We start from the raw sequence: 14,320 nt of genomic DNA on the forward strand, positions 1-14,320 counted from the left end.
ATGCGCGGTGATGAATCGTCAATTCGGTGAGTGAATCCGTGAAATCAATCTATGTTGTGTGCGCCTGCGCGCTGGCGCTTTCGGGCTTGCGTGCCGAGGCGGCGGCGCCCACGGTGATGGACCAGATCACCGTGACCGGCAAGGCCATCGAAGGCGCTTCGGTGACCGCGGCGCGGGAGGAGATTCAGCGTGCCCCCGGCGGCGTTGCCGTGGTCGGGCGCGAGGCCTTCGAGGACCGCTACGCGTTGACTCTCAGGGACACTTTGGGCCGGGTGCCGGGCGTGTTCGCCCAACCGCGTTTTGCCGAAGAGGTCCGACTGGTGATTCGCGGCTCCGGCCTCGGTCGTAATGTTCATCTCGGCGGCGTGACCTTGCTGCAGGACGGCGTGCCGATCAATCTGGCCGATGGCAGCGGCGACTTTCAGGAGATCGACCCGGCGGTGATTCGCCACCTTGAGGTCTACAAAGGGGCCAATGGCCTGGTACACGGCGCCAGCAGCCTTGGCGGTGCGATTGTCATCGAGACACCGACGGCGTTGACCACCGAGCCCTATCGCTTCAGCGTCGATGGTGGCAGTTTCGAAACCCGGCGTGGCAACGCGCAGATTGCCCGCAAGGGGCGGGGCTATGACGCATTCGCCAGCGTCACCCTCGCCAGCGCCGAAGGCTGGCGCGACAACGCCTTTGGGCGCAGTGTCCGAGGGTCGGGCAACCTCGGCATCCCGCTGGGTCAGCGCGGCGAGACACGCTTCTATCTGGCGCACAACACGATTCGTCAGCGGCTGCCGGGCACCCGAACCCGCGCGGACGCACTGAACGATCCGCGCGGCACGTCGGACACCAACGTTGCCAATCGGGCGGCACGCGACATCGAGTCCACCCGGGTCTCGAACCGCACCACGCTGGCCATCGGGCCCGGAGAGCTGGCGCTCACCGGCTACATCTTCGACAAGGCCCTGTTCCATCCGCTGGGCTTCGGCATCATCGATCAGACGGGTCAGTTTTTTGGCGGTGGCGTGCAGTACGGGGTTGCCTCCGGCGCGCACCGGACCACGGTCGGCGTCAACCTGCGCGACGGCGACAACGATGCGCGTCTCTTCGCGCCGCTGTCGGGCGCCGGCTTCGCCGAGCAGCGCAGCGACAACCGCGAGCGGGCCCGTCATCTGAGTCTTTACGGGCAGTATGAATGGGCCTTCGTACCGGACTGGACGCTGATCAGCGGCGTGCAGGTGATTCGCGACACACGCGATTTCACCAATCGCCTCAATGTGGGACAGAGCGCCGCCAAGACCTTCGACGGCGTGTCGCCAAAACTGGGGGTGATTTTCCGACCGGATGAGGCGCACCAACTGTTCGCCAATGTCAGCCGGAGCTTCGAGCCACCGACATTTTCAGAGCTCAACCAGACCAACCAGCCGGGCAACCCCGGCTTTGTGCCGCTGCGGGCGCAGAAAGCCTGGACGACGGAGGTCGGTGCCCGGGGTGACCTGGGTGTGCTTCGCTACGAGATCAGCGCTTATCGCGCAGCCGTGGACGACCAGTTGCTGGGTTTCAGCGTCGATCCGGCAGCCGGTATTCCGGCCGCCACCTTCAACAGCGACGCGACCGTGCTGCAGGGCGTCGAGGCCGGCGCCAGCGCGCCGTTGTGGGCGCACGATGCGGGCTACGCGTTGGCGCATCAGCTGGCCTGGACCCACAACGACTTCCGCTTCGACGACGATCGTAGCTACCGCAAGAACCGCCTGGCCGGGGTGCCCAGGCACCTGCTGGTCAGCGAGTTGAGCTTGCACACGCCCATCGGCATCACCGTGCGCCCGCAGGTGGAATGGAGCCCGTCCGGCATGTGGGTGGACTTTGCCAATACCGAAAAAACGCCTGGCTATGCGGTGCTCAACCTGAGCTTGAGCACCGAGCTGGGTCAGGGTCTCAGTGCGTATATCGACGGCAGAAACCTGCTGGACCGTCGTTACATCAACAGCGTCTCGACCTCGGCAGACTTCACCGCGTTGGCACCGGCGCAACAGGCGGCGTTCTGGCCCGGCGAAGGGCGCGGCATTTTCGTGGGTCTGCGCTGGGTGCCGCGCACATGATGGCCCGCCACCGGCATCGCCGATGCTCGGTGTGGGCGGCCATCGCCGTCATCGGCTGGGCGCTGTCGGGACTGAGCCATCCATTGATGACCCTGCTGGGGCCGCGCGCGGTGACTTTTCAGCCGCCATCCCCGGTGCTCAGTCTGTTGGCCGACGGCTGGATTGACGGGCTGCAACACGCTGGCGTCGACGGTGTGGCTGGTCTGCGGCAGGTCATGCTGGGTCACGAGGTGGCGGTGCAGCTTTGGGTGGCGTCCGATGCGCCCCTGCTTTACGCGGCGACGCCCGAAGGCCCATTCACCGACCGCGATGCCGACTACGCCATCGAGCTTGCACGCCATTACAGCGGTCAGACGGGGGCGGTGACGGGCACTGAACATTTCACCGCCCATTCGACCGACTACCCCGAGATCAACCGCATCCTGCCGGCATGGCGGGTGCGTTTCGCCGACGGAATGGAGGTTGAGGTCAGCACGGCCGAGGATCGCTTGGTGGGCGTTACGGATGTCCGCAGGCGACTGTTAGGCGCCGTATTTCGCAACGTGCATACCCTGGCCCCGCTGGACGGATTGCCGTGGCTGCGCGTGCCGCTGATGGGCGGTTTGTTGTTTGCGGTATGGGTCGTGGCCTTTGCAGGGCTGCGAATGTTGTGGCGACGCCCTGCCGGTCGAGGCCTGCGACGCCTGCATCGCTGGGCCGGGGCGGCGCTGCTGTTGCCGTTGTTGGCGTGGACCGGAACCGGCGCCCTGCACTTGGCACACAGCGCTTTGGCGCCGGTCGCCGCGCCGCCGATTTGGGGCTCGATCCATCCAGCGGCCCTGTCGTCATTCAGGGGCGTGCCCACACGGCGGCTCTGGCTACACGAGGGCAACCCGTGGGTGCTGAACGGCGATGGTCACTACCAAGACGGCGCCGTAACGCTGAGCCCCAGTGCGCTGACCCAGCAAGTCGCGGGCGTCAAGGGTGAGGTCAGTCTGGTGACCGCATTTGCGCCGGACTACGGTTTCGTCAATCGCCGCTTGCCGGTGTGGCGGGTGACGGGTGCTGACGGCCAGCGGCAGTTTGTTGACTTGGGCCAGGGGCGGGTCGTAGCGCAGGTTTCAATGCTGGACCGTGCCGAGTTGTGGACCTTCAATCAGATTCACAAATGGCAGTTGTTCGACGGCCTGGAGCGCCTTGGGCGGGATGCCCTGATGAGCGCTTTCGCTACCGGCCTACTGGTCTTGGCGGCAGTGGGGCTGAGCCTCTGGGCACGCACCAGAAAAAGGGGCGCAAAGGCCTGAGCGTGTTAAACTTTTGGGTCTAAAAATCCAATCAAATCGGCGCCACAACCCAGAAAGTTGAAAGGCGCCGCGGGGCACGCCAGATGAGTGAATTTGCCAAGGAGGTCTTGTCCGTCAATCTTGAGGACGAGATGAAACGCTCGTACCTCGATTACGCCATGAGCGTGATCGTGGGGCGCGCCCTTCCCGATGCGCGTGACGGCCTGAAACCCGTGCACCGCCGCGTGCTGTTTGCGATGAAAGAACTGGGCAACGACTTCAACAAGCCATACAAGAAGTCGGCGCGTGTGGTCGGTGACGTGATCGGTAAATACCACCCGCACGGCGACTCGGCGGTGTACGACGCCATCGTGCGCATGGCCCAGCCGTTCTCCATGCGCTACGTGCTGGTGGACGGGCAGGGCAATTTCGGCAGTGTCGACGGCGACTCGCCGGCCGCCATGCGCTACACCGAAATTCGCATGTCCAAGCTCTCGCACGAGCTGTTGGCCGACATCGACAAGGAGACCGTCGACTTCCAGGCCAACTACGACGGCGCCGAACACGAGCCCGTGGTGTTGCCGACGCGCGTGCCGCTGCTCTTGGTGAACGGCAGTGCCGGTATCGCGGTGGGTATGGCCACCAACATTCCGCCGCACAACCTGACCGAGGTGGTCAACGGCTGTATCGCGCTGATCGACAACCCGGAACTGACCATTCCCGAGTTGATGGAATTCATTCCGGCGCCAGACTTTCCCACCGCCGGCCTGATGCTTGACGCCCACGGCGTGATTGACGCCTACACCACCGGCCGTGGCCGTATCGTGCTGCGCGCCCGCACCCACCTTGAGCCCAACGGTAATGATCGCCAGACCATCATCGTCGATGAGCTTCCCTACCAGGTGAACAAGGCGCGGTTGCTGGAAAAGATTGCCGAGCTGGTCAAGGAAAAGCGTCTGGAAGGCATTTCCGAGCTGCGTGACGAGTCCGACAAGGACGGCACGCGCATGGTCATCGAGCTCAAGCGCGGTGAAAACCCCGAAGTCGTTCTCAACAACCTCTACCAGAACACCCAGTTGCAGACCGTGTTTGGCATCAACATGGTGGCGCTGGACCAGGGACAGCCCAAGCTGCTGTCGCTGAAGTCACTGCTGGAAATCTTCCTGCGCCATCGCCGTGAAGTGGTGACACGCCGGACGCGCTACCTGGTCCGAAAGGCCCGTGAACGCGCCCATGTGCTGGAAGGCCTTACAGTGGCACTGGCCAACATCGATGACGTGATCGCACTCATCCGCCGCTCTCCAACCGGGGCGGAAGCCAAGGCCGGACTGATGCAGCGCGTTTGGCAGCCCGGTCCAGTGTTGGCGATGCTGGAACGCGCCGGCGCCGACGTGTCGCGCCCGATCGAGTTGGCCGCGGAGTTCGGCATCATCCACGGTGAGCAGCCTGATCCGGGTTATCGCCTGTCAGAGGCCCAGGCCCAGGCCATTCTCGATCTGCGCTTACAGCGCCTGACCGGCTTGGAGCAGGACAAGATCATCGAGGAGTTCCGCACCTTGCTGGACGCCATCCTCGACTACCTCGACATTCTCGGTTCCGAAACGCGCCTGCTCAACGTCATTCGCGAAGAGCTGGAAGCGGTGCGTGATGCCTTTGGCGACGCCCGCCGCACCGAGATCACCGACGCGGCGCTCAACATTGCCCGCGAAGACCTGATCACCCCGCAGGACATGGTGGTCACGCTGTCGCACGCCGGGTACGTCAAGGCGTTGCCGCTTGAGGAATACCAAGCCCAGAAGCGCGGCGGCCGCGGCAAGATGGCCACCAGCATGCGCGATGAAGACTTCGTTGACCGCCTGTGGGTCGCGCATTCGCACGACACCCTGCTGTGCTTCAGCTCACGCGGTCGCGCCTACAAATTGCGGGTGTTCGAGTTGCCAGCCGGTTCGCGCGGCTCACGCGGCAAGCCGTTCAACAATATCCTGCCGCTGGAAGATGGCGAAAAAATCAACGTCACCCTGGCGATCCAGTCGTTCCAGGACGCCAACTACGTGTTCATGGCCACGCGCCGCGGTACGGTGAAGAAGACGCCGCTGGAAGCCTTCCAGAACGTGCGCAGCAGCGGCATCATCGCCGTTGATCTGCGCATGGATGACGAACTCATCAACGTGGCGCTGACCTCCGGCGAAAACGACATCCTGCTGTTCTCCGACGCCGGTCGCGTCATTCGCTTCAACGAAGCGGGCGTGCGCAGCATGGGTCGCGGCGCCACCGGCGTGCGCGGCATGCGATTGATTCGCGCGGGCGGCGGCAACGACGCCGAAGAAGTCGTGGCGGTTGAAGAAGGTGACGAGGCCGAGGCCGAAGACACCAGCAACACCGCGACTGATGTGCAGGTCATTGCCATGATCGTGGCCGAGTCGGCGTTGGATGTGTTGTCCGTCACCAGTCAGGGCTTCGGCAAACGCACGCCCATCGACCAGTTCCCGCTGCGCGGTCGCGGCGGCCAGGGCGTCATCGCCCACTCACTCAACGACAAGACCGGCGATCTGGTCAGCGCGTTGGTGGTCGATGACACCCACGAAATCATGCTGATCACCGAGTTCGGCACGCTGATCCGCACCCGCGCCTCCGAGGTACGAGTCGCCGGGCGTAACACCCAGGGCGTGCGCATCATGAAGCCCGACGCCGGTGACCGGATCGTGGGCATTGATCGCTTTGCCGTTGAGGAAGAGGTGATCGATGACAGCGACGCCGCTGATTCGGTGGGCAACGACGCTCCCGAGACACCGGCGAGCCCAGAACCCGACGCGTAAGACCAGATGAACCCGGTTACCTTTCGGCGCCGGGTTCGGCTCGCGGTGGATGACGGGGGCATCGCCACTGTCAATCTTAGTCGCCCCGAGAAACATAACGGGGTCGACTTCCCGATGATCCAGGCGTTGCTGGATGCGGCCCGCCACGTGCGGCGCAACTCCAGCATTCGAGCGGTGATATTGAAGGGCGAGGGCCCCAGCTTCTGTGCGGGCCTCGACGTCAAGGGCGTGATGCGCGACAAGCACCGCCTGCTGCGCGTGGCCTTCGAAATGTTTTCGCCGGTGCGCAACATCTTCCAGCGGGTGAATCTGGTCTGGCGCGAACTGCCGGTGCCGGTGGTCGCCGTCATTCATGGCAACTGCTTTGGCGCCGGCCTGCAGCTGGCGGCGGGTGCCGACCTGCGCTTCGCGACGCCCGATGCCCGTCTGTCGATCATGGAAGCCAAGTGGGGGCTGGTGCCCGACATGGGCGCCATGGTCACGTTGCGGCGCCTGCTCAAGCGCGATCACCTGCTCGATCTGATGCTCACCGCCCGTGTGGTTGAAGCGGCGGAAGCCCAGCGAATCGGCTTGGTGACCGAGGTGCATGCCGATCCCGAGACGGCCGCGCGGGGGTGGCTGGCGCAGGTGCTTGGCCGCTCGCCCGATGCCATTGACGCGACGAAGAAGCTGCTCAATGCCTCGGAGGCGGCAAGCGATCACGGCGCGCTGGCGGCCGAACGCAAATGGCAGCGGCGCATCATGGGACGCTTCAATCAGCGACAAGCCGTCAGCAAGCACATGGGCGGTGCGGGCGGCGCATACCGACCCTCACGGTTCCGGCGATGACGACGATGCTGAAGAACGCGTTGGCACAGGTCCTGCAGCCGATCCGCTTCGAGCGCCCCTTGGAATCTGAGTTCCGCGTCCACTTCGAGCAGCAGGGCGAAGTGCTGCGTGGCCAGGTGTGGTTGGTACTGCTGTTCGGCATGGCTTTTCTGCTGGCCTTTCACAGTCTGTTTCTCGACTTGCCCGATGACGTGGTCCCGATGACCGAGTTGGCCATCGGCGCGGTGCTGATTCCGGCCGCCATGCGTGGCCTCAGCAGCGCCTGGAGTCCGCTGCGTGCCTGGTCAGCACCGCTTTACATTGGCGCGGCGCTGCTCGACATCGTCTGTCTGATGTGGCTGCGCGTCGTCTGCCTGCAGGCTGGCCACGACGTGATGCCGCTGATGGTGCCGGTCGGGCTGCTGATGAGCCTGATCGTGGTGCAGATTCGCTTTCTGATTCTGTTGCCAGCCGTGCTGGGCGGACTCACATTTATCGTCGGGGTCGAGCTTTGGGCGCTCGAAACCGATACCGATCAGCTGTTCGGCATCGTGGCGGCTGTTGCCCTGGCGCTGGTCGGGATGAGTCCAGCCTATGAGATGGAGCGTTGGAACCGCCAGGGCTGGTTGCGCGCGAGGCGGCTCAACGAGCTGGCTTGCACCGACGCGTTGACCGGTCTTGCCAACCGCCGACATTTCGACAGCATGCTGCAACAGACCCTCCGCATCGCTGCGCGCGAGCGCAAGACGGTTGCGCTGCTGGTGCTCGATGTTGATTATTTCAAGTCGTACAACGACCACTTTGGACACCCTGCAGGTGATGCCTGCCTGCAGTCGATTGGCGGTTACCTGAAAGGGGCCACTCGGCGTCCTCACGACATCGCCGCACGGTTGGGAGGTGAGGAGTTTGCCGTCATCTGGTTCGATGCCGGCCCCGAAGACGCCCTGCGCATGGCCGAGGCACTCAGGGCCGGCATCGCATCGCTGAACATGACCCCGGCCCCAGGGCGCGGCAAGACCGTGACCGCGTCGGCGGGCTTTGTTCAAATCGTCGCGCCGCCCGCAGGTCGGCCTGCCTCGGACCTCGCCGGCGAATTGCTGAACCGTGCCGATGCCGCGCTCTACGAGGCCAAGCACGCCGGCCGCGATCAGCTGAAGGTATCGCGGACAGCCGACCCCGACGCCCCCCACTTCGCATCGCGACCACCCGTGTTACACGATGACGATTTGCCCGAGTGGTCATCGGCATCGGCCGACGCACCCGGGTGGGGCGAATCGTTCGAGTCGACCTTTCGCGCCCGGTTCGAGGCCCAAGGCCGCAGCACCCGCCGACTGATTCTGGTCGGGTTGCTCGGCGCCATTGCGATGATCCTGATCCTGCAAAAGCCGGTGCTTCAGTTTGACAATGAGGCTGCCGGTCGACTGGGGCAGGCGACGCTGCTGATCGGGCTGCTCCCCGCCACGCTGTTGGCACTGCTGGGCAACGCCTGGTCGCGCATGTTTCGGCTTTCGGCCATGCTGTATATCGGCGCAGTGTGGGTGATCCTGACGGTCCAGATGTTGTCACGCTCGGCCCAGCTGGCGATGGGTTTCGATGTGGTGCCGCTGATCATGCCGGCATCGATTCTGCTCAGCCTCACCGTCGTGCAATTGCGACTGCCGCAGATGCTGCCAGCCACCCTGGTCGGCACGTTCATCGTTCTGGGGATCGAGTTATGGGCCTTCGAACTGGACACGCGTCGTCTGCTCGAAGTGTTCACCGTGCTGCTGATGGTCGTGGTGACCCTGCGCTTCGCGTGGTTGGTCGAGCGCTCGGCCCGCGTCAGTCTTGAGCGCGAGCAGCGGCTCGATGCGTTGGCCTGTACCGATGCGCTGACCGGGCTCGCCAATCGCCATCACTTCGACGATGCACTGCGGCAGACCCTGCGCATCGCAAAACGCCAGCGCGCCAATGTCACGCTGCTGATGCTCGACCTTGACCATTTCAAGTCCTTCAACGATCACTTTGGTCATCCGGCGGGCGACGCTTGTCTGCGCACCGTGGGACGGCACCTTCGGGGCAGCATGCGTCGTCCGCACGACTTCGCGGCGCGCCTCGGCGGTGAGGAGTTTGCCGCCGTGTGGTTTGACGCTGATCCAGATCGGGTCCGGCAGCTGGCTGAACGCCTGCGCAGCGGTATTGCGGACCTCCAGATCAGCGCGCCACCTGGCGTGGGCGCGGTGGTAACCGCCTCGGCCGGATTGGCGCATGCCGGAGATCTGCCGCCCGGCGCGTCGCTGGAGGCGCTGGCCAGTGAACTGTTAGAGCGCGCGGACCGGGCGCTTTATGCCGCGAAACGTGGCGGCCGTGATCAACTCGCGGCTTGGAATGGTGGGGCCATGCCCTAATCCTGAGACCAACACGCATCGCGGCGGGCTCTTTATGCATAACCTAACAGCACCTGTTAGGATGCGCGCCCATGAACTTCAGCGTTCACATCGATGACGAAACCTTGGCTCGCCTGCAGGCGGCCGTGGCACGTACCGGCGTGACCCGTAACCGGCTGATCGTCACCGCCGTGCAGGAATGGCTGTCACGCAACGAAGCGCGTGATTGGCCCGACAACCTGAAGGCGCATTTCGCAAATCCCGCACCGTCGTTGATGGACGACACGCTCGATGTCCAGCAGTGGCGTCAGGCCTTACCCGAGCGTGACGGCGGGCAATGGTGAAGGTGCTGCTCGATGCTGAAACCGTGGTTGCCGCCATTAAAGGTCGGCTGCCGGTGGTGATGCGGCTTGCCCGGCTCAAGCCCGATGACGTGGCGGTGTCGGCGGTCTCGAGAATCGAGATCGAAGCCGCGCTGCGCAGTCAGCCCCGCCGGAACAATCACCACGAGCCGCTTTTGAAGAGCTTTTTCGCCAGCGTGCGGCAGCTCGACATCGACGCGGTCTGCGCCCAGCAAGCCGCAACGTTGGGCGCCTATCTACACCAGGCCGAAACGCCGCTGGCGCCGTTCGACCTGCTGTTGGCGGCCACCGCCGTTACCCATCGGCGCGTGCTGATCACGCCGCGCACGGTCGTTTTTCTGCAGGTTCCGCAGCTCGACTGCGAGAACTGGTTGCAGTCCTGACTTTCTGCAACGCCGCCTTATTCGCTTACTTACGAGGACACCCCGACATGAGCCGTATCTTCAATTTCTCCGCCGGCCCCGCCACCCTGCCGCAGCCGGTGCTCGAGGCCGTGGCTGCCGAGATGCTCGATTTCGACGGCCTGGGCATGGGCATCATGGAAATGTCGCATCGCGACAAGCCGTTCATGCAGGTCGCTGCCGAAGCCGAGGCCGACCTTCGCGCCCTGATGAACATTCCCGCCAACTACAAGGTCCTGTTTTTGCAGGGCGGGGCGACGGCGCAGTTCAGCTTCATCCCGATGAACCTCTTGGCTGGCAAGGCCAGTGCGGATTACGTCGTCACCGGCGACTGGGGCAAGAAGGCGGCCAAAGCGGCGAAGTCGTTCTGCAGTGTCAACCTTGCCGCCACCAGCGAAGCGAGCAAGTTCACCACCATTCCTGATCGCGCCGAGTGGAAGCTGAACCCCGACGCGGCTTATTGCCACATCACGCCCAACGAGACCATTCACGGTGTGGAGTTTCTTGATACGCCCGATGTCGGCAACGTGCCGCTGGTCGGCGATTTCAGCTCGACCATTCTGTCGCGTCCGGTGGATGTCTCGAAGTACGGGCTCATCTATGCCGGCTCGCAGAAGAACATCGGCCCGGCCGGCTTGACCATCGTCATCGTCCGCGATGACCTCATCGGCACCGTTGTTGACGGTCTGCCGCCAATCTTCAATTACGCCGAGCAGGCCGCCAACGAGTCGATGCTGAACACCCCGCCGACCTTTGCCTGGTACATGGCCGGCAAGGTGTTCAAGTGCCTGCTGGCCAATGGCGGGCTTGAGGCCATGGCGGCCGTGAACCAGCGCAAGGCAGCCAAGCTTTACGCCTATCTGGACGGGCAGGATTTTTACACCAACCCGGTCGACAAGGCCTGCCGCTCGTGGATGAATATCCCGTTCACGCTGGCCAATGCCGAGCTCGACGCCGACTTCCTGAAAGGCGCCAAGGCAGCCGGTCTGAACGGCTTGAAAGGCCACCGCGCGGTCGGCGGCATGCGCGCGTCCGTCTACAACGCCATGCCCGAAGCCGGCGTCGACGCGCTACTCGACTACATGAAGCAGTTCGTCGTCCAGCACGGCTAAAGCGCTTCGCGACAAACCCACACTTACTTACGGAATTCTTTTCATGTTCAAGATTCAGACGCTCAACAACATTTCGGTTCGCGGCCTTGATCGGTTGCCGCGCGAGGGCTTTGAAGTCGCCTCCGAGATGAGTCACCCCGACGCCATCATGGTGCGCTCGGCCGACATGCATAAGCTCGACATTCCCGCCAGCGTGAAGGCCATTGGCCGCGCCGGCGCGGGCACCAACAACATTCCCGTCGCCGCCATGAGCAAGCGCGGCGTGCCGGTGTTCAACGCCCCCGGCGCCAACGCGAATGCGGTGAAAGAGCTGGTCTTGGCCGGCCTGTTCCTCGCCTCCCGCAACATCGGCCCGGCGCTGGACTTCGTGCGCAAGCTCGATGGTGACGACAAGGCCATGCACGAAGCGGTTGAGGCCGGCAAGAAGAAATTCGTCGGCTTTGAATTGCCTGGCCGCTCACTCGGCGTGATCGGGTTGGGGGCTATTGGCATCAAGGTCGCCAATGCGGCGGTCGATCTGGGCATGGAAGTCTGGGGCTATGACCCGGCCATGACCGTCAACAACGCCTGGAAGCTGGACGCACGCGTACGTCGTGCCGTGTCGGTGGACGATTTGATGTCCCGCGCGCAGTTCGTCTCACTGCACGTGCCGCTGATCGACGCCACACGCAATCTCGTGAACGCCGACCGCTTGAAACTGCTCAAAAAGCAGGGCGTGGTCCTGAACTTCTCCCGCGCGCCCATCGTGGATGAAGCGGCCATGGTCGAGGCGCTGAATGCCAACACCGTGCATGCCTACATTTGCGACTTCCCATCGGTCATGCTCAAGGGCCATCCCCGCGTGGTTGCCACGCCGCACCTCGGGGCGTCCACCGGTGAAGCCGAAGAGAACTGCGCTGTCATGGTTGCCGACCAGCTTCGGGATTACTTGGAAACTGGCAACGTCACCAATTCGGTCAACTTCCCCGAGGCGGTGCTGCCGCTGCTACCGGGCAAAACGCGTTTGGCCATCGTCAATGAAAACGTGCCCAATATGGTGGGGCAGATTTCCACGGAGCTGGCCAAGGGAAAACTCAACATCGCCGACCTGCTGAACAAGTCGCGTGGTGACTTGGCTTACACCCTGGTTGATCTCGATGCCCCGCCGCCGGAGTCGGCTGTTGCTGCCATCAAAGGCATCACCGGCGTGCTGGACGTCCGACAGGTTGCCGGCTGAATGACCGACTGACCGGCCACGCGCGGTAGTCGCTGCGTCAAAAAGGCCCTCGTGATCGAGGGCTTTTTCGTCGGCGGGTTACGATCAACATGAGGGCCTTGCAGCAGGACGATTCAGCACTTTCTCATGCTGCACATGGGCACTAGCACGCACAAAAAAGCCCTCGACAAGAGGGCTTTTTGAGCATCTTCGCGAGGCTTCAGGCCAATGCTTTGATGTGCGCGTTGAGGCGGCTCTTGTGACGCGCGACCTTGTTCTTGTGGATCTGGCCACGGTCGGCGTAACGGTCGAGCACCGGCACCATGGCGGCATACGCGGCGGTGGCGGCGGCCTTGTCGCCGGCGTCGATGGCGACCACGACTTTCTTGATGGTGGTGCGGATCATTGAACGCTGGGCGACATTGCGCTCATTGTTCTTGACGGCTTGGCGGGCGCGCTTTTTGGCGCTGGCGATGTTGGCCAAAGGGTGACTCCTGATCAATCGAATAAGGTGAAGGCGAAATGCCGGTAAAACAAAAACTCGCCGAACCTGGCCGAAATCAGGCCCAAGCGCCGCGCGAGTGGATGATGATTGGTGGAGCGAAGGAGGATCGAACTCCTGACCTCTGCATTGCGAACGCAGCGCTCTCCCAGCTGAGCTACCGCCCCAATCAAGCGATAATTGTAGCATGCAGTTTTCTGACGACCAGCCCCCTGCTGATCATGCGCGACTGCCGGAAACGACCCGGAGACGGCACTTGTTGACCGAATTGGCTGCACTCAATATCGCCGCGACAGAGGACGACAAGCGTTGGATGGCCGAGGCGCTGTTGTTGGCGCGCCAGGCCGTCGATGTTGGCGAGGTGCCGGTCGGCGCGGTGGTGGTGGTGGACGGGCAACGGGTTGCCGGCCGCCACAACGAGCCGATCCGGCTCAATGACCCCTCGGCACACGCCGAAATGTTGGCCCTGCGCGATGCGGCGCGACAGCTTCAGAACTATCGCCTGGTCGGGGCGACGCTCTACGTCACGCTGGAACCCTGCGTGATGTGTGCTGGCTTGATCACCCACGCACGTCTGTCACGCGTCGTGTTCGGCGCGGCCGATCCGAAAGCCGGCGCGGTGCAGTCGGTTTACGACGTCATTGCCCGGCCCAGACTCAATCACGCCGTCAACTGGACGGGCGGGGTGCTGGAAGCCGAATGCGCGACGGTGCTCCGCGACTTTTTTCGTCAACGCCGTGGTCGGGCGCCGGCTGAGATTGCGGGACGACAGGGCGGGGCAGGGGGGTGATCCTTTCATTTCGTTATCTTGCGTACAATTGGGACTTCAGGGTGCAAACCCATGCAGCTCAACCACCTTCCATCCGAACCGCCCATGGTCAACCCGAAAGTTAAGAAGACGCCATTTCGTGCCGGCTTTTTGATTCATGACGTGTCCCGGCTGCGCCGCACGGTCTTCGATCAGCGGCTCAAGCCCTTGGGCATCACCCGCTCGCAGTGGTGGGTGCTGAGTAATCTTGACCGCTCCAAGGACGACGGTTTTTCACAGATCGAGCTGGCGCGTCTGCTCGATATCGGCAAGGTCACGCTGGGCGGGTTGATCAGCCGACTCGAAAAAAATGACCTCGTTCATCGAGTCTCCGACGCGGACGACCGACGGTCGAAGCGCGTGCAGTTGTCGGCCAAGGGCAGGGCGCTGCTGGACCGGCTTGAAGTGATCGCGCTGGGCGTGAATCAGCAGATTATGGAGAACATTACTGCGACCGAGGAGCAACAACTCATCGAAATTCTGGCCAAGATGAAAGGCAACCTCAAGGCCATGGACGGCGTTCCGGTGTCAACAACCGGCCGCAGGCCCCTCACTGCAGACTGATCAAAGCTGGCTTGTGTGGACGGGTGATTTACCTC

The 14,320-nt window shown here is 63.4% G+C and carries 12 protein-coding genes and 1 tRNA gene; 11 read left to right on the forward strand and 2 right to left on the reverse strand.

What is annotated here, in order from left to right; all coding sequences use genetic code 11:
• Positions 1 to 38: 38 nt before the first annotated feature.
• The 9 genes from U741_RS0112200 (at position 39) to U741_RS0112245 (ending at position 12,432) form a co-directional block, all read left to right on the forward strand.
• Complete coding sequence (locus tag U741_RS0112200; protein ID WP_029890738.1) at positions 39 to 2,090, forward strand: TonB-dependent receptor family protein; 2,052 nt, start codon at positions 39 to 41, stop codon at positions 2,088 to 2,090.
• The gene (locus U741_RS0112205; RefSeq protein WP_029890739.1) at positions 2,087 to 3,373 is read left to right on the forward strand and encodes a PepSY domain-containing protein; all 1,287 of its coding nucleotides are present in this window, start codon (positions 2,087 to 2,089) and stop codon (positions 3,371 to 3,373) included. Before U741_RS0112200 ends, U741_RS0112205 begins: the two co-directional genes overlap by 4 nt.
• A gap of 83 nt (positions 3,374 to 3,456) precedes the next feature.
• Positions 3,457 to 6,168 (forward strand): DNA gyrase subunit A, encoded by a 2,712-nt coding sequence (gene gyrA, locus U741_RS0112210; protein WP_029890740.1) that lies wholly within the window; start codon positions 3,457 to 3,459, stop codon positions 6,166 to 6,168.
• Positions 6,169 to 6,174: 6 nt separating this feature from the next.
• Positions 6,175 to 6,996 carry a crotonase/enoyl-CoA hydratase family protein gene (locus tag U741_RS0112215; protein ID WP_052378764.1) on the forward strand — a complete coding sequence of 274 codons (822 nt, stop codon included), beginning with the start codon at positions 6,175 to 6,177 and terminating at the stop codon, positions 6,994 to 6,996.
• On the forward strand, positions 6,993 to 9,362 hold the full coding sequence (locus U741_RS18515) for a GGDEF domain-containing protein (RefSeq protein ID WP_161776221.1): 2,370 nt from the start codon (positions 6,993 to 6,995) through the stop codon (positions 9,360 to 9,362). The genes U741_RS0112215 and U741_RS18515 overlap by 4 nt, the downstream gene beginning before the upstream one ends.
• A gap of 71 nt (positions 9,363 to 9,433) precedes the next feature.
• Positions 9,434 to 9,685: a ribbon-helix-helix protein, CopG family gene (locus U741_RS0112230; RefSeq protein WP_029890742.1), complete on the forward strand. Its 252-nt coding sequence runs from the start codon at positions 9,434 to 9,436 to the stop codon at positions 9,683 to 9,685.
• Positions 9,679 to 10,086, forward strand: a complete 408-nt coding sequence (locus U741_RS0112235) for a PIN domain-containing protein (RefSeq protein WP_235200367.1) — start codon at positions 9,679 to 9,681, stop codon at positions 10,084 to 10,086. The genes U741_RS0112230 and U741_RS0112235 overlap by 7 nt, the downstream gene beginning before the upstream one ends.
• 47 nt (positions 10,087 to 10,133) lie before the next feature.
• Positions 10,134 to 11,216, forward strand: coding sequence for a 3-phosphoserine/phosphohydroxythreonine transaminase (gene serC, locus U741_RS0112240; protein WP_029890744.1), 1,083 nt, complete (start codon positions 10,134 to 10,136; stop codon positions 11,214 to 11,216).
• A gap of 43 nt (positions 11,217 to 11,259) precedes the next feature.
• Positions 11,260 to 12,432, forward strand: a complete 1,173-nt coding sequence (locus U741_RS0112245; RefSeq protein ID WP_029890745.1) for a phosphoglycerate dehydrogenase — start codon at positions 11,260 to 11,262, stop codon at positions 12,430 to 12,432.
• A gap of 199 nt (positions 12,433 to 12,631) precedes the next feature.
• On the opposite strand, the gene rpsT is transcribed toward U741_RS0112245, so the two are convergent.
• Both rpsT and U741_RS0112255 read right to left on the reverse strand, forming a co-directional pair.
• Positions 12,632 to 12,895 carry a 30S ribosomal protein S20 gene (gene rpsT, locus U741_RS0112250; protein WP_029890746.1) on the reverse strand — a complete coding sequence of 88 codons (264 nt, stop codon included), beginning with the start codon at positions 12,893 to 12,895 and terminating at the stop codon, positions 12,632 to 12,634.
• 109 nt (positions 12,896 to 13,004) lie between these two features.
• A tRNA-Ala gene (locus U741_RS0112255) sits at positions 13,005 to 13,080 on the reverse strand.
• An 89-nt stretch (positions 13,081 to 13,169) separates the two neighbouring features.
• Here U741_RS0112255 and tadA point away from each other — a divergent pair.
• Together tadA and U741_RS0112265 are read left to right on the forward strand one after the other, a co-directional pair.
• A complete protein-coding gene (gene tadA, locus U741_RS0112260) occupies positions 13,170 to 13,703 on the forward strand; it encodes a tRNA adenosine(34) deaminase TadA (protein ID WP_235200381.1) in 534 nt (177 codons plus the stop codon).
• Between the two features lie 51 nt (positions 13,704 to 13,754).
• Positions 13,755 to 14,285 (forward strand): MarR family winged helix-turn-helix transcriptional regulator, encoded by a 531-nt coding sequence (locus U741_RS0112265; RefSeq protein ID WP_052378766.1) that lies wholly within the window; start codon positions 13,755 to 13,757, stop codon positions 14,283 to 14,285.
• Positions 14,286 to 14,320: the final 35 nt, after the last annotated feature.

It is taken from the genome of Polycyclovorans algicola TG408 (assembly GCF_000711245.1).
GTDB lineage: Bacteria > Pseudomonadota > Gammaproteobacteria > Nevskiales > Nevskiaceae > Polycyclovorans > Polycyclovorans algicola.

What these genes read in the sequence shown, in the direction of transcription:
- U741_RS0112205 (WP_029890739.1), top strand. Translation starts at nt 2,087, where the DNA reads ATGATGGCCCGCCACCGGCATCGCCGATGCTCGGTGTGGGCGGCCATC.
- U741_RS18515 (WP_161776221.1), top strand. Translation starts at nt 6,993, where the DNA reads ATGACGACGATGCTGAAGAACGCGTTGGCACAGGTCCTGCAGCCGATC.
- U741_RS0112215 (WP_052378764.1), top strand. Translation starts at nt 6,175, where the DNA reads ATGAACCCGGTTACCTTTCGGCGCCGGGTTCGGCTCGCGGTGGATGAC.
- U741_RS0112235 (WP_235200367.1), top strand. Translation starts at nt 9,679, where the DNA reads ATGGTGAAGGTGCTGCTCGATGCTGAAACCGTGGTTGCCGCCATTAAA.
- U741_RS0112230 (WP_029890742.1), top strand. Translation starts at nt 9,434, where the DNA reads ATGAACTTCAGCGTTCACATCGATGACGAAACCTTGGCTCGCCTGCAG.
- serC (WP_029890744.1), top strand. Translation starts at nt 10,134, where the DNA reads ATGAGCCGTATCTTCAATTTCTCCGCCGGCCCCGCCACCCTGCCGCAG.
- U741_RS0112245 (WP_029890745.1), top strand. Translation starts at nt 11,260, where the DNA reads ATGTTCAAGATTCAGACGCTCAACAACATTTCGGTTCGCGGCCTTGAT.
- U741_RS0112265 (WP_052378766.1), top strand. Translation starts at nt 13,755, where the DNA reads ATGCAGCTCAACCACCTTCCATCCGAACCGCCCATGGTCAACCCGAAA.
- gyrA (WP_029890740.1), top strand. Translation starts at nt 3,457, where the DNA reads ATGAGTGAATTTGCCAAGGAGGTCTTGTCCGTCAATCTTGAGGACGAG.